The 15437-nt window shown below is 54.7% G+C and carries 13 protein-coding genes and 1 pseudogene; 8 read left to right on the top strand and 6 right to left on the bottom strand.

The genetic code is table 11. The features are described from left to right. The first annotated feature begins 18 nt into the window (after positions 1–18). Positions 19–729, top strand: a complete 711-nt coding sequence (locus tag I5L79_RS19565) for a DUF6577 family protein (protein ID WP_196956767.1) — start codon at positions 19–21, stop codon at positions 727–729. A gap of 59 nt (positions 730–788) precedes the next feature. Here the strand turns inward: I5L79_RS19565 and I5L79_RS19560 are convergent, their stop codons facing one another. The 4 genes from I5L79_RS19560 to I5L79_RS19545 all read right to left on the bottom strand — a co-directional run bounded on the left by I5L79_RS19560 (position 789) and on the right by I5L79_RS19545 (position 4854). Continuing rightward, positions 789–1568, bottom strand: coding sequence for a DUF6122 family protein (locus tag I5L79_RS19560; RefSeq protein ID WP_196956766.1), 780 nt, complete (start codon positions 1566–1568; stop codon positions 789–791). Between the two features lie 194 nt (positions 1569–1762). Further along, entirely contained in the window at positions 1763–2377 is a 615-nt protein-coding gene (locus I5L79_RS19555) for a DUF305 domain-containing protein (protein WP_196956765.1), read from the bottom strand. A 330-nt stretch (positions 2378–2707) separates the two neighbouring features. Beyond that, positions 2708–4126 carry a BamA/TamA family outer membrane protein gene (locus tag I5L79_RS19550; protein WP_196956764.1) on the bottom strand — a complete coding sequence of 473 codons (1419 nt, stop codon included), beginning with the start codon at positions 4124–4126 and terminating at the stop codon, positions 2708–2710. A 59-nt stretch (positions 4127–4185) separates the two neighbouring features. Beyond that, positions 4186–4854, bottom strand: coding sequence for a ferric reductase-like transmembrane domain-containing protein (locus I5L79_RS19545; protein WP_196956763.1), 669 nt, complete (start codon positions 4852–4854; stop codon positions 4186–4188). Positions 4855–5135: 281 nt separating this feature from the next. On the opposite strand from I5L79_RS19545, the gene I5L79_RS19540 reads away from it, so the two are divergent. The 3 genes from I5L79_RS19540 (at position 5136) to I5L79_RS19530 (ending at position 9246) form a co-directional block, all read left to right on the top strand. Further along, positions 5136–6095: a site-specific integrase gene (locus tag I5L79_RS19540; RefSeq protein ID WP_317191399.1), complete on the top strand. Its 960-nt coding sequence runs from the start codon at positions 5136–5138 to the stop codon at positions 6093–6095. 307 nt (positions 6096–6402) lie between these two features. After that, the gene (locus I5L79_RS19535) at positions 6403–7494 is read left to right on the top strand and encodes a dsDNA nuclease domain-containing protein (RefSeq protein WP_196956762.1); all 1092 of its coding nucleotides are present in this window, start codon (positions 6403–6405) and stop codon (positions 7492–7494) included. 51 nt (positions 7495–7545) lie between these two features. Further along, positions 7546–9246 carry a coiled-coil domain-containing protein gene (locus I5L79_RS19530; RefSeq protein WP_196956761.1) on the top strand — a complete coding sequence of 567 codons (1701 nt, stop codon included), beginning with the start codon at positions 7546–7548 and terminating at the stop codon, positions 9244–9246. Between the two features lie 152 nt (positions 9247–9398). Here the strand turns inward: I5L79_RS19530 and I5L79_RS19525 are convergent, their stop codons facing one another. Beyond that, on the bottom strand, positions 9399–9713 hold the full coding sequence (locus I5L79_RS19525; RefSeq protein ID WP_196956760.1) for a hypothetical protein: 315 nt from the start codon (positions 9711–9713) through the stop codon (positions 9399–9401). A 1234-nt stretch (positions 9714–10947) separates the two neighbouring features. On the opposite strand from I5L79_RS19525, the gene I5L79_RS19520 reads away from it, so the two are divergent. From I5L79_RS19520 to I5L79_RS19505, 4 genes and pseudogenes are all read left to right on the top strand, one after another. After that, positions 10948–11877, top strand: coding sequence for a replication initiation protein (locus I5L79_RS19520; protein WP_196956759.1), 930 nt, complete (start codon positions 10948–10950; stop codon positions 11875–11877). A gap of 278 nt (positions 11878–12155) precedes the next feature. Beyond that, positions 12156–13316, top strand: a pseudogene (locus I5L79_RS19515) (Nramp family divalent metal transporter); the annotation flags it as partial. 82 nt (positions 13317–13398) lie between these two features. Beyond that, entirely contained in the window at positions 13399–14283 is an 885-nt protein-coding gene (locus tag I5L79_RS19510) for a transporter (RefSeq protein WP_196956758.1), read from the top strand. A gap of 34 nt (positions 14284–14317) precedes the next feature. Further along, positions 14318–14827 carry a hypothetical protein gene (locus I5L79_RS19505; RefSeq protein ID WP_196956757.1) on the top strand — a complete coding sequence of 170 codons (510 nt, stop codon included), beginning with the start codon at positions 14318–14320 and terminating at the stop codon, positions 14825–14827. On the opposite strand, the gene lpcA is transcribed toward I5L79_RS19505, so the two are convergent. Then, entirely contained in the window at positions 14767–15363 is a 597-nt protein-coding gene (lpcA, locus tag I5L79_RS19500) for a D-sedoheptulose 7-phosphate isomerase (protein WP_196956756.1), read from the bottom strand. The two genes, I5L79_RS19505 and lpcA, sit on opposite strands and share 61 nt — an antisense overlap. Between the last annotated feature and the right edge of the window lie 74 nt (positions 15364–15437).

Below are 15437 nucleotides of genomic sequence, written 5' to 3'. Positions count from 1 at the left end.
CAATCAGCCCCAACGCGCATGAAACCAGCAACCACCCAGCTAGACCGGGTGCTGCGGGCGTGGCCCCAGCTGCGCGGCCACTTCCGCAGCCGTCAGCAAATTTCCGAAGCGGAGTTGCTGGCCTTTTTTCAGGCGTCGGTGCCCGAAGTAACGGCCGATGCCTGGCCGATGGTCCGGCAGGGACTGCTGCGCAGCCAGCTGCTGCACGAGGTAGCACCCGGCCTGCTCTCGTTTGAGCCGCCCCGCACCGGAAGCTCCCTAAAACCAGTTTTGCAGCCCGAATGGCTGGCCGTGTGGCAGCAGCTGCAGGCCGCGCTGGCCTTGCCCCTGGGTTGCCTGTGGTCCACCCGGTGGCTGCAGCCTTTCCTGCCGGACCTGCCATCCCTACTGGTCGTGGAAGTGCGCTGGGCGGAGCTTAATCAAGCCGGACGCGTGTTGGCTGTTTCCTCCCCGCCCTCGGGCCCGGTGGTGGTGCGGGCCTGGCAGGCGCTATCCCCCGTCCGGCAGGTGCGGGGAGTGCCCACGGCGCGCCTGGAAAAAATGCTCGTCGACGCCGCCCTGATGCCGGAACTAGCCCCGGCTATTTCGGATGCCGCCCTGGCGGCAGCATTATCGGTACTGCTCACCCGGCAAGGCCTCAGTAAGCCGGTGCTACTTCAGTACGCGGCCCGCTGCGGTGCCGAAGCCCGCTGGGCCGCGTTGCTACACGCGGCCACTGCTCCTGACTAACGGAGCCGCTGGCTCATCGCGGCGTAGCGGAAAGTCGCAGCGCCCGCTGGAAGGCCCGTTCACTCGGCCACCTCCCGGCCCAGTAGCTTGCGCACCCAGTTGCGCAAGGCATAAATACGGGAACGGAGGTAGCACTCGTGGCAGTGACTGAAGTTCCAAAAGCAGTCCACCGTATCCGTGAACAGGTGAAAAAGCAGGCCCACGGCGACCGGTTGCATTGCCGGCACCAGGAGCAGCAGCGCATACACCGGGATGGCATAAAAAGAGTGCAGCGGGTGGTACCCGATACTACAGCGCAGCGGGTCGAAGAGGGGTTTAGCCAGCAGGTGGTCCACGTCCATGAGCATCGTGGCCAGCATCAGCAGGTAGGCAGCTGGCCACATCCCGGGGAAAAACACCAGCGCCAGCACGGCCGGGAACAGAAAGTGCAGGCTGTAATGCACCAGCGTTTGGGCGCTGAACAGCTTGGTCGGGAATTGCCGGCGTAGCCCGCGCGGAGGCGTCGGCTGGGTAGCACTGCGTACGGTATCCCCGGGCACTGCGTGGGCATATTTCCCGCTTGGCTCGCCCGTTGGCTCGTTTATCTCCCGGGGCGCGTGGTCCGACGCACCTACGACGGGAGGCGGCACATCCGCTTTAATGCGCTGCGGCGGGGTGGTGGGGTGCTCGGGGGCGGTGACGGCCGTCGCCGTGTCTGCGCGCGGGGCCCGCAGCGGGTGGTGGTACCCGGCAGAAGTAGGAAAAGCAGGGACAATAGCGGAGGACCGGCAACCGGCCAGTACCAATACCACGCCGGCGGCGAGGGCTAGGATGAGGCGGAAAACGGGCAATGGGAGCATGGGGGTTCTTATTGCAACGGGGCGAAAAGCCAAGCCTCGGCAGGTAAATATTATTATCTCTATCGCTAGAAGAACGACTAATTTTCCGTCGAAACCAGCTTTTTCAGAAATGCAAATCTATACGGGCATATCAAGCGCTCAAACAAAAAAGGCAGCTCGTTGGGAGCTGCCTTTTGTCATAAGCGAGACACGTATTACTTGTTGCGCGTCAGCCAATTTTGCAGCGCCGCAATCTCCTGACGCTGGTCGGTGATGATGGCTTGGGCTAGGGCGCGGGTGGTGGCGTTGCGGCCGGCCTGTAACAGAGCCTCGGAGTTGTCGATGGCCGCCTGGTGGTGGTCGACCATGAGCTGGGCGAAGTCATAGTCGGGCCGAGCCGTGATGGTGCGTGCATCCATGGCCGTCATCATCTTGTCCATGTTAGTCTTCTGCACGGTGTTGAACTGCGGCACCAAGGGCTGCATGGGCTGGTGGCCACTGGTGAAAGCGTTGAACTGCCCGATTTCGGCCCGCTGCTTGGTAATGATGTCCTGAGCGGTGGTCTTCATCTCCTGGTTGCTGCCGGTGCGCAACTCTTCTTCGGCCATCTTAATGGCGGCATCATGGTGCATGACCATCTGGGTAGCGTAGTCATGGTCGGGGTCCTGGGTCTTGGCCTGCATGTCCATTTCCATCATCATGGCGTCCATGATTTTCATGTAAGGACTTTCGTGCTTCATATCGTCCATGTCATGGTCCATTTTACAGGCCGTGAATAGCAGGCTGACTAAGAAAAGCGAGAGCAGCGGCAAACGAAATAAACGGTTCATGAGTCGTGGTTTGGGAAGATGAGATACTAGTGTCTGATAAACGCCCAGGGGTAGCCAGCGGTTTTAACACGTTTCAGCCTATTTGCTTGCATAATTTCCCGTCTTGCAAGCAGATAAGTGGTTGTAAGTAGCAGATAGGCAGGAATGAAAGGTTCAATCCGGAACCTCGTAGAACCTCTCATCACCTCTTCAGGCCTAAACCAAGTCCGTCCCTCCGCACTGAGCTAGGGCTCAGGCAGGTTAGCAGCAGGGCGTGGGAGGCGCGCAAGTGCTGGTTCTTGACCATTTCTGAAGCCACAGCACCTTCCCACACCCAATTAGCCCGCGCACTTAGTTGAGCACGAACTCCTTTTGCAGGTTGACAAAGAAGTTGTTCTCGCCCGCGCTGTTGCGGGACAGGTTCAGGCGCACGGTGGTGTTGAGCAAGGTCACCACGTCCAGGCCCACCCCCGCGCTGGCCAGCGCCTGGTTGGCCAGGGAACTGCCGATTTCCCGGCCCGAGTACGGGTTGCGAACGTAGCCGGCATCGGCAAAGACCGTCGGATAGATAGACAGGGGCAGAGTATTGAACTGCTTGACCGGGATAAATCGCAGCGGCACGATGCCCTTCCACAGCTGGAAGCGCAGGGTTGATTTGGCCAGCCCGAAGGCGGTGCCGTTGATGACGTACAGGTCGAAGCCCCGCAGGAACTCCTCCTCGTAGCCCAGCCCCCGCAGCTGGTTGAACGACTGCTGCCGGGCCATGCTCACCCGCAGGCTGCTGACTAGGCCCAGCGACCAGCGCGGCGCCAGGGGGCAGTAGTATCCGCCGCCGGCCCGCAGCTCCAGAATGCGCACGTCGTCAGTGGGCAGCACGCCCCGTTGGCGCACGCCCCCGGTTAGGACCAGGCCCTGCCACGGGTAGTTCACGTTGTCGCGCGTGTCGTGGCTGAACTGGTAGGCGAGCTCGACGTAGCGCTGCAGCCGGGTCCCGCCCTGGTAGTACTCGGCGTTCAGCTGAACCAGGGTATCGGCAATGCGGCCGTGGGTGTAACCGAGTTCCAGCCGGTGCACATCGTAGAAGCCGCGCCGGCGGCGCACCTGCACCAAGCCTTGCCACTCCCGTTTCAGGGCTATTTCCTGCGTGCCGGTATACAGCAACTTGTCAGTGGCGGTGTTGAAAGCCAGGTCCTTGTAGACGAGGTAGCGGGCCAGTACGTTGATGCCCGTCTGCCGTTGCTGGTCGATATAGGGCACTTCGTAGCTAACCTGGAACCGGTCCGAAAAGCCGGTTTGAATTCCTACCCGCAGCTTTTCTTTGCGGCCACGGAAATTGGCGTGGTACAGAAAGCCGCCGTAGGTGGTGCGGCGCAGGTCCCCGTCGCGCTCGTTCCACCACTCGTTGAAATTGCGGTCGGCGAGCTTGAACACGGGCCCGGCCCAAATGTACCAGTTCTCCTTGACCTCAATCAGGATGTTGACCTGGCCGGCGGTCCGCACCGGGGTTAGCTTGACGGTCACAAACAGTGTGGTGTTAAAGACCCGCTGCCGGTTGCGCTCCAGCCGGGCCGCCAAGTTGCGGCTGTGCAGCGTGTCGCCCGCCTGCAGGTCCAGTTCCCGGGTGATGATGAAGGGCTGGGTGCGGCGGTTGCCCGTTATTTCGACGGTGCCGATGCGGTAGACGCTGTCGGGAGCCTGGGCAAGGGCTGGTAAGTTAAGCCCCCCAGCTAGCAGCAATACCGCACCTAAACTCCTCCGGGGTGTTGTCATGGCTACACGTACGAAAGCGCACCGCCTTTGGTAAAAGCCGTATGCTGGGCCTGCTCTCGTCACCCGCCCTTTGCCAGTCCGGCTAGGCGCTTCTTTCGATAGGCTGAAAAGCCCAGGAGCTGGATGACCAGCACGGGCAGGACAAGAGCGGCCAGTAGCAGCGGATACGGCAGCTTGCGGCTTTCGAGGACCTGGTAGGAAACCCCGTGCACGACTACGAGTCCATAGAACAGGTAGTTCCAGCGCTGCCAGTACTTCCAGCGCGGGGCTTTAAGCTTGCGCAGGGAAAGGTCGTTGGACAAAGCCAGCAGCATCACTAGAATCAGCCCGCCAGCCAGCCCTGCGTAGTTGGCAAAGCCAAACAGGTCGGCCCGTAGCGACAGGGCCTTGGTGAGCTTGTCCTCCTCGAAGAAGTAGAGCAACATGTTGCCCATGTGCACCTGCCAGCCAATGGCCACGTGCGCCAGGCCCACAAGGCCGCTCCAGATGCCAATGTCACGGCGCAGGTCGGTGGAGAAGGGGTTGCGCTGCCGGCGCAGCACGTTGAGCGGACCGGTCAGCAAAGTGCCGCCGAGCAACAAGAGCGAAACGTAAGCCGTGCTCATGCTCCACTTGTACTTGACGTCGGGCGATTCCACGGCGTAGTACAGCCCCACGAGCAGAATGGCGCTGAGCAGCCCCAGCGCTAGGTGGTGATAGAGTCGGCGCGAAGAACGAAAGTCTAGCATTGGCTGAGGTCTGACTTTACCCAAGGTAAGTACAGGTGGAAGTGCTTAAGGATGGAAGGTACTTGGTTCTGCGAGTTGCTGACTCCTGCATTTAATAGATAGGGCTCTTTCCGCTCTTACTTGGTCGCCGATTTTTCTGGCATAATAGGTATCGATTGGCAAGTCTTAACACTACCTATGTTTTTCAAATAAGGTATGATAAGTCTTCATTATCATACCTTATTTACTACTTTTGGGAAACGCTCCGTTTTCGTGTTTTCACACCTTATATATAGGCTGCCGTGAGCTCCGTCCCCGTCATTCCCTCATTGCCCGCTTCCGCCGGTCTGGCGCACCTGACCGAACACACGACTCGGTATGTCGAAGCCGGCCTGCAAGGAGCACCAAACACGGCCCGGGCTTATGCTGGTGACTGGCGCCGCTTCACCGAGTGGTGCACCGCCCATGGGCAGGTGGCGCTGCCGGCGTCGGTGGATACGCTCGCGGGTTTTGTGACCCACTTGGCCGAAGCCGGCAAAAAGGTGTCGACCATTCAGCGCAGCTGCGCGGCCATCAGCAAAGCCCACGCACTGCGCGACCTGGCCTCGCCCACGGACGACAAGAAATTCAAGGTGCTCATGGACGGCATCAGCCGGGTGAAAGGCGTTCGGCAAAAGCAAGCCCCCGCGTTTTCGCTGGCCAGCTTCAAGCGCACCCTCAAGCACCTCGATGCCACAACGCCGGCGGGGCTGCGCGACAAGGTGATTCTGCTCTTGGGCTTTACTGGGGCGTTTCGGCGGTCAGAGCTGTCGTCGCTGGACCTAGACGACTTGACGTTCTCCGAAGACGGGCTCACCATCAACCTGAAGCGTAGCAAGACCAACCAGTTGGGCGAAGCGGAGGAAAAAGCCATTTTCTACTCGCCGGACCCTGCCCTCTGCCCCATTCGCACCCTGCAGGCGTGGTTACGGCTTTTGGAACGAACTTCAGGGCCAATTCTGGTATCCTTCCGTAAAGGAGGACGACTCACGGACCGCCGACTCACCGACGTCCATCTTAACAAAATCGTGCAGCGGCACCTGGGCCCGAAGTTTACGGCGCACTCACTGCGGGCCTCGTTCGTAACGGTAGCCAAGCTTAACGGGGCTGATGATAGTGAGGTCATGAACCAGACCAAGCACAAGACTTCGGAGATGATTAGGCGCTACACCCGACTTGATAATGTGCGCCAGCATAATGCGGCCCAGAAGCTTGGACTATAAACCGTTGATTTATAGCCATCTATTTCGCCATTATGAGAAAGCTAACCTTGTACACTACAGAACATGGTTACAGATGGCGTCAATGGAACATGTCCAACATCAGCACTGGGGCGGACCATAAGCTGCTTTTTGCAATTTACAGCGCTGAGACTACCGTTTCAGCTTTTAAGCCATAGAAGAGTTACAGACACGCATTGATTGCAAATTGTTATGGTGGCCTTTCTGTACGCCCCCCTAGGGATTTGACTAGGAAGTAGATTTTTCTGGTTAAGATTGCACAAAATGTGGTTGTCTTTCAAGTTACTCGATGTCAATAAAAGACGAGGTGTTCTCAATTCTGCCTAGGGAAAAGGGAGGTTCCACTGCTTCCAATAGATTTGACTATCAGAAGAACTGGGCTATATGCAAGATTTTGGAACTGCATGCCAAGCCAGATGATTATCTGGTGAGCTTTGAGTACCATGACGATATAATCATATTCGATTCCAGTTTAGACCCCCAGAAAATTTCATTTTTTCAGGTTAAGACCCAGACTGAGAAAGTCACGCACTGGAAAATCGGTGACCTGCTTAAGCGCAGCAAAAATAAAGCTGGTCAACTGAAAAATTCCTATTTAGGAAAAATGTATGATAATATTATAAAATACAAGGGGCAAGTTGAGTCACTATGTTTTGTAACCAATGCAAAAATAAAAGGAAGTCTTTCCAATAATGTTAATTGTGATGACGTGCTTGGTTTTAAATGCGGGGAGTTGTGTGATGTGGATTTAAATAAAATTCTCGATGGGCTAAAAATTGAATATTCACTATCAGACTTAGGCAACTTTAAGGACATTATGTTTTTCAAAGTTGGACAGTTGAGTATTGCAAAACACGACCAGCTAGCTAAAGCAGAACTCGCAGATTTTATAGAAGCCAAGTTTCCTGGGAAAAAATATCAAGTTGTTACTCTTTACAAGAACATATTTGAAGAGGTTAGGCGAAAAAGCAACGTTGAAGAAACCATTACAGACTTTCAAACCCTGAAAGAGAAGAAGTCTATAAGTCGGGATGACTTTGAAAAGTACCTCGCGATGGTTACAAGTGACGACAAACTTGAGTTAACTATCTCTCGTGTAGAGGGCCGTCTTAATGCTGAGCAGATTGATTTTGACTTTGTCAGAACCTTCAAACGTTATGCAAAGCTCTACGATGTTGAGAGAAGTAATCACTCAAATCAAATGCTTAAAACATTGATTGCAAAATCAAAAAATATTGTTGATAAAAGCTCTTGCCGTGGGGCAACATTGTGGGTTACTCTTGATTGTTTATTTGTAGAGGCAAAACAAAACATCACAACTGCAAGCTTCATTGACGACGATTACCTAAGGACAATTTTACTTTTTCACCTGTATGAATAATGGAAAAAGGCAATTTTAACCAACTCGTCCGCACGCTTAGAAATTGGTCACATGAAGGAGTTTTACTTAAAAGAGATTCTGTTACTATCCCAAAAGGAAAAAGGCGCCCTAAGCCTAACCTTCGACAAAAGAAGGACAGTGATAGCGGGGATGAATAGTACAGGCAAATCTTGCCTAATGAAGTCTATTTATTACACGTTTGGTGCTCAGCCTCATCAACTGCACCCAACTTGGCAGGCGGCAGAGGTTATCTCTATCGTTCGTTTTACGGTTGACCGGGTTCCGTACTCCATGATGAAACAGGGTGGCTTTTACACCTTATTTAATCACAATGGGGAAATTGAATTTCAATCTACCAAAGTATCCGAGCTAAGTACTATCCTAGCTGTGCTGTTTGATTTCAAACTTAAACTGGTCAATCAAAAAACAGAAATAATCACACCACCGCCTGCGTATCTATTCTTACCATATTATATTGACCAAGACCTTGGTTGGGCTAAAAACTGGGCCTCATTCGACCGCTTGTATTTGCCAAATGCCAAGGGTGATTTGATAAGCTATCACACCGGCTTAAAGCCAAATGAATACTTTGAAGCTAAAGGCGAGATAAAGTTGATTGATGACAAGGTTAAGACGCTATCTACTGAAGAGAAGATAGTAAAGGGACTTCTTGCTAACCTAAAAGAGAAAATCGCTAAAAACGAATTCATAGTCAATATTGAAGAGTTCCAGAAAGAAATTTCAGAACTTTTACTTGTTTGTGAACAGGTAAATTCAGACCAAAACAAGATAAAACACAAATTAGCACACGATTATAACACGAAGGCTAGTATTGAATCACAGCTTCAAATCACTAGACGGGCACTTGAAGAAACACAAGATGATTATAATTATGCCACAGATGTGTTAGAAGATTTTGTAGAATGCCCAAGTTGTGGTGCTGAATACAAAAATTCATTTGCTGAGCGCTTTGAGATGGCCCAGGACGAAAAGAAGTGTATAGACTTAATAACGGAGCTTAAAGAGGAATTAGAAACGGTTGATGCTAGCATTAAGGAAACGTCCACACTATTTTCCTCTAACAATTTTCTTATTGTAGATATTGAGAAACGACTTGGTGCTAAAAAAGAGGAGGTAAAGCTTAGAGACCTTATTGCTAGCGAGGGTAAGCGTGAAATTAAGAATATGCTTATAGAAGAGGTTGAGCAGTATACTAAGCGTCTCAAAAACGTACTGGTTGAAAAGAAGCGCTATGAGGATACAATAAAGGAATTGGATGACAAGGAACGCAAGGAGGCGATTAATGAAAAGTACCTCCGGTATATGTCCACCTTCCTAAAAGGTTTGAACGTGCGCTCGCTTCAAGAAAAATTCTACAAATCAATGTCTTCTACTATTAAGGAATCCGGCAGTGCTAAGCCAAGGGCGCTAATGGCTTACTACTACAGCATTCTTCATTTAGTCCGCGAGTATGGCTCATCAGCATTTTGCCCAATTGTCATTGACGCCCCTAACCAACAAGGCCAAGACAAAGAAAACCTGCCACTAATGTTGAAATTCATTATCGACAATCAGCCTAAAAATACTCAACTCATTTTAGCTATTGAAGAAACACATGATATTGATTTTGGGGCTCAAATGGTTACTCTTACTCATAAGAGTCGCTTACTTGACCCTGAACAGTTTGACACAGTATCCGAAAGGATGCATCCTTTTCTTATAAGGGCAGCTCAGTATTCTCAAGCGCAATAAGTCACTTGCATACTAATAGACAAACTAATATTCTTTTTGGAATATCATGCCGCAGGCCGTTCTATTAGAAGACGAAGAACAATTACTTTACTGGTACAACACCCCCTATCGAGCTTCTGCTACTATCGCTGGTTCCTAGTACCCACGCTTACTTAAGCCTTCGGTACTGTGAGGAAATGGAGCTGCGCCTGAAAGGAAGCCAGTGCCTCGGCATCCGGCAACACAAACCATGTGGTCTGACCTGTAAGGGGAAAGTGCAGCTGCTGCGCGGATAAGCCCAAGCTACTGAGCACGCGCTGCACGAGGCGCGGCTCCTCGCGCTTTAGCTTGCCATTTTTCAGGTTGACAATGTTGGTGTAGGTGAGTTGGTGCGTCTCACAAAAAGGCTTCAATTCCCCACTGCCCAGCATTTTTAACCTTCCCTGGGCATAGAGCAGCGCATCGGCGTAGGAAACGGTCAAATTCAAGTCTGGGAATGGCAGAGGGGTAACGTCGGTCTGGCCGGTTACTTCTTCAATCATATGTGGTGTATCTTTTTCCTGGCTACGCCATGCTGGGCTCAGGAGTGATTATTAAGATTAGCCAGGACAGTAACAGAATGGGGCTTTAGGCGCGAAGGAAACAAGTCAAAGCGTTTTCACCTACGTCCCAATGCCCGTCAGGGGTACATAGAAGCCATTTTATAAGTCCTGAGGAGCTTACCGTCGCTCCGTTACAGACAAGGAAACAGGTCAATGTCTCGCTGAGCTCTCCTGTGGCATTACATAACCTGATACCTGATGCCGCTACCATGCATTTTGGCTTATAAAACCTATTAGTTCACTTACCTGCTCAGCTGAACTGTAGCCCCCAAGCCTGCTAAAAAATAGGTTTTATAAGCCCAGAGGCCGCTATTTGCACTGCAACCATGCTTAGGTGCTCCTCTCTGCCCTGTTTCGGGTGTTGCTGGAGAAGCTACAGAGAGCTTCATACCAGACTTATAAAATCTATTAATGAGCCATCTGTGAGCTATCAGCGTAGTTTTTAAGTTACCTTTGAAGCATACAGGGATGTTCTAAATGGTAGAAAAAGGTAAAAAAATCTTTAAAAAGTGCAATCCCATTTTGTGCTTGTTTAGACTCCTCTTTTTGTTGTTTTCGTTCGGGTATCGGCCTAAACCACCACTTTATAAGCTTTTGTACTCCAGCTTCAACAAGCTTGTGAGTATTTTAAGTATTTAAGGTATTTGCAGGGCTCGCAACTTTTTGTACCTCAGCGTCTTAAGCGGCTTTAGTAATAGGTTTTATAAGTCAACTAATAGGTTTGATAAGCGAGGTAATAGCTTTCATAAGCTGACTAATAGGTTTCATAAGCCAAACTAATAGGTTTGATAAGCTAACTAATAGAGCCAAATTTTCGGGCTATCATAAGGCCTGCTCCCCGCGAACTAATAGATTTTATAAGTCACGCGTAGTTAGTGGTTTTCGAGACTCCCTGCTGGCGGGCTTCCAACTAATAGCTTTTATAAGTCTAACTAATAGCTTTTATAAGCCTCGGCAAAAACTCGCGGCGGGCTAACTAATAGGTTTCATAAGTCTAACTAATAGCTTTTATAAGCCAGTGAAGCTACCAGCTTTCCGCTTACTCATAGATTCAGGATTTGGCTCTATTAGTTTCCGATTTAAGCCGTATGTTTGCTTTGTTTCACCACAGTAGCTGCGTATGGCCGCGCCCGAATCCACCGTCCCGATAGAAATTCGGCAGCATAACGCGCTGACGACGGCCCGCTACGAGATGAGTGCCTGCGAGATGGACATCGTCTTCTCGCTGCTCTCCAAGCTCACCAAGCAGGACAAGGCCGGCACCATCTACGAAATCCGGGTGCAGGAGCTGATGGAGATGACAGGCCGGACCTGGAACTACAAGCAGCTGCTCGAATCCACCGAGAACCTCAACAGCCGGGTCTACCACATCGAGACGGGCAAAACCCTGCTGCAGGTAAGCCTGCTGGCTTCGGCCCTGTACCGCAAGGGTGAGGGCACCATTGAGCTGGAGATATCCGAGCGCATGCGCCCCTTCCTCATAGACTTGAAGAGCAACTTCACGTCCTACCGCTTGCAGGCCGCTTTTAGCCTCAGCAGCAAGTACGCCAAGCGCATCTACCAGCTGGCTTCGCAGTGGAAGGACATCGGGGAAACCAAGACCTACTCCCTAGATGAGTTCAAGGGCATGCTCAAGCTCAAGGACCCCGCGGGCAAGGAGCCCGAGCAGTACGCTCAAATTTCTTCGCTGCAGAAGTACGTGCTCGACGTGGCCACGACGCAGATAAACGAGCACACCGACCTGCGCATCAAGTACGAGCTGCTCAAGAAAGGACGCTCCTTCCAGAGCATCAAATTTTACGTCAACACCCAGGTGCCCCAGCAGCTGCCCATCCCCTTCGAGCTGGAGGCCGATGATGCCAAGGTGCAGCTGGCCCGCAAGCACCTCGAAACCCTGGGCGTGCAAGAGCCCAAGCTGGTGCAGGACATTCTGCAGTCTCCCAAGCACGTGGATGCCTTGTTTGCCTTCATTTACAAGCTGAAGACCGATAAAATCAAGGCTACCAAAAACCCGGGCGGTCTGTTCCTGAAAATGCAAGGGTTACGCTAAGAGCTCAACTGCAAGCTTAGAAGGAATGGCTAGAGAAACTAACAGCTACTTGCTGGTAAACAAGGCCTTTACACTTTCGGGGGAGTTAAAATGTAGCGTGTGGCTTTAGCTGGCTGGCTAGCGTACTTGTGGTATACCCACACTCTATGGCACTACTCATTATTCTCTTGCTGATGAAGTCCAACGGCGTGTTTTCCATGTCGGAAATTGCCCTCATTTCTTCGCGCAAGTCCAAGCCCGAAGCCTAGGCCAAACAGGGCAGCGGCACGGCCCAGGCGGCCACCGACCTGGCCGGCGGCTCGCGCTACGGCTACACGCTGCTGTCCGTGATTTTGATTTCCAACCTGTTCGCCATGCTGCTGCAGCACTTGGCGGCCAAGCTGGGCATCGTGACGGGTCGCGACCTGGCCCAGGCCTGCCGCGACCACTACTCCAAGCCGGTGGCCATGGTACTGTGGGTACTATGCGAAGTGGCCATTGCCGCCTGCGACCTGGCCGAAGTCATCGGCTCGGCCATTGCCCTGAACCTGCTCTTCGGCCTGCCCCTGAGCTGGGGCGTGGTGCTCACGGTGCTCGACGTGCTGGTGGTGCTCTACTTCCAGAACAAAGGCTTCCGCGTGATTGAGAGCATCGTGGCCGGCCTCATCGTCATCATCTTCGGCTGCTTCGTGTACGAAATCATCGTCTCGAACCCGGACTACTACGCTATGCTCGGCGGCCTCGTGCCCCGGCCCGAAGTGGTAACCAACCCCCAGATGCTCTACATCGCCATCGGCATTCTGGGCGCCACCGTGATGCCGCACAACCTGTACCTGCACTCCAGCATCGTGCAGACCCGCCAGATTGAGCAGACCGAGCCCGGCAAGCGCATGGCCATCAAGTTCGCCACCATCGACTCCACAGTGGCCTTGTTTCTGGCCTTTTTCGTGAACGCGGCCATCCTGGTCACGGCCGCCGCGACCTTCCACAAAACGGGCATGTACAACGTGGCCGACATCAACGACGCCCACCAGCTGCTCACGCCGGTGCTGGGCGCGGGCGCGGCCAGCATGCTCTTCGCCGTGGCCCTGCTGGCCGCCGGCCAGAACTCCACGCTCACCGGCACGCTGGCCGGGCAGATTGTGATGGAAGGCTTTCTCAACATCCGGCTAAAGCCCTGGCTGCGCCGCTTGGTCACCCGCAGCATTGCCGTGGTACCGGCCCTGATTGTAACCCTCATCTACGGCGAGAAGGGCACTGGCCAGCTGCTGGTGCTCAGCCAGGTCATTCTCTCGCTGCAGCTCAGCTTCGCGGTGGTGCCGCTGGTGCTCTTTACCAGCAGCCGCGCCAAGATGGGCGTGTTTACCAACGGCCCCGTGGTGCAGATTTTGGCCTGGACGGTATCGGGCATCATCATCGCGCTGAACGCCTACCTGCTGTTTCAGACCTTTTTCAGCTAAGCAAACGGCTCCTCCCAAATTGAATTTCCCCAGCCTCATGGCCTGGATTGCCCCCGCCTTGCTTCTTAATTCCTCTCGTTCTATGCGCGCACACTGCCTCCTCTCCGTCCTCATTGCCTTGGGCAGTGCCGCGCCCGCGCTGTCCCAGGTGCCTACCGGCTTGCCGGCTCCCGCCCCCGGGGGAGTGGATACCCTACGGGCTCGCAAGCACGTCTACACCCTATTCAAGCCGGTACCCACCGCGCTGATGCGGCCCCTGAGCACCGACCGTCCTGACGCTACGGAAAGCGCCTATTCCGTCGACGCGGGTCACTTCCAAATCGAAACCGACCTGCTGCGCCTGGGCCGCTCGCGCCTGGACGAGCAGACCGCCGCGGAAGAATTGGGCCTCAATCACGCCAACCTGAAAATGGGCCTCACCCATAATGTGGACCTGCAGGTGGTGGTGGAATCCTACACCATTCAGACCGAGGGGGTCGGCGAGACGAGCACGCGGCGCGCAGGCTTTGGCGACGTCACCGTGCGCCTTAAGCGCAACCTGTGGGGCAACGACGGCGGGCCTACGGGCTTTGCCCTGATGCCCTTTGTGAAGCTGCCTACGGGCCGCAGCTGCGGCAACGGGGCCTGGGAGGGCGGCATTGTTACGCCTTTCTCCGTCCAATTGCCCCACGACTTTACCTTGGGCACCCAGCTGCAGGCCACGCTCAACCGCGACAGCGAAGTCAAAGAGCATTACCTGGAGCTGGCCCCCACCCTCACCGTGGGCCACGACCTGTATAAAACCCTGGGCGGCTTTGTGGAGCTTGCCACCGCCTGGGACACCCGGAATCCGGGCTGGACGGCCACGCTCAACGGCGGCCCCACCCTGCGGCTGGGCGACAACCTGCAACTGGATACGGGCATCAACCTGGCCCTGACCAAGGACACCCAAACCACTTATTTTCTGGGTTTGAGCTTCCGGCGCTAGCAACTTCAAAACAGCCTCTGTTAAGCTCCCTGCCATGGAATTTTACCACCCCCGCGTGAGTGAGGCCCAACAGATACTGGCAGCGCTGGCGCTGCCGGGGCCGCTAACCACCAAACTGGCCGGGCTGACCCTGCTGGCCCTGGCTGGGGTAGGGCCAGATACGCCCTGGGTCCAGGCCACCAATGAGCGCAAGGGCATGGCGCGGGGCATCCGCAGTTTCATGCGCTCCGTCTACGGCTGGGCTGACGCGTCGACGGAGCGCACGTTTCTGCTTATGCGGGACCAGGTGCTGCTGCCGCTGGTAGCAGCGGGCCTGGTGCTGCGCAACCCCGACAACCCCGCGCTCTGCCCAACCAGTCCCCTGCTGCATTTTGCCCTGACGGCCGACCTGCTGCCCGTGCTGCGGGCCCACGGCACCCCGGACTGGGCCACGGCCGTGAGTGCCTTTCGGCAAGGGTGGGAAGCTTCGCATAAGCGAAAGGCTCAGGAGGCACTACCTGCCGGCTTGTCCAGCAGTGCCTCAATCAGGCGCAGCAGGATGTGAATGACTTTCACGTGCATTTCCTGGATGCGGTCGGCATAACCGGAGTGGGGCACCCGGATTTCCACGTGGGCCAGCGCCGCCAAGGGTCCGCCGTCTTTGCCCGTCAGGGCCACGACCTGCATTCCGGCTTCGCGGGCGGCCTCGGCCGCGCGCAGCACGTTGGGTGAGTGGCCGCTGGTGCTGATGGCCAGTAGCACGTCGCCGGGGCGGCCCAGGGCCTGCACGTAGCGGCTGAACACCTGCTCGTAGCCGTAGTCGTTGGCCACGCAGCTCAGGTGGGCGGCTTCGGTGAGGGCAATGGCCGCCAGGGCGGGGCGGTCCTGGCGGTAGCGACCAGTGAGTTCCTCGGCAAAATGCTGGGCATCGCACAGGGAGCCGCCGTTGCCGCAGCTCAGGATTTTCCCCCGGCCTGCCAGGCAAGTGCTCATCAGGCGGGCAGCCTGCTCGATGCGGACAAGATTTTCGGCGTCGGCCAGAAACCGGTCAAGCACGGCACGGGCTTCCGTAAGTTCAGCGTGGATGAGGGCAGCAAGCATGGCAAATAGGTATAGCGTCGGGTTTGGCCCAGCTAACGGGATGCTCCTCCCATGGTTGCTGGACCGCTGTTTAC

This window comes from Hymenobacter guriensis (assembly GCF_015773195.1).
GTDB classification, from domain to species: Bacteria; Bacteroidota; Bacteroidia; order Cytophagales; family Hymenobacteraceae; genus Hymenobacter; species Hymenobacter guriensis.
Note: the sequence above shows the minus strand (reverse complement) of the source record. Positions and strands in the feature narration are given on the sequence as shown.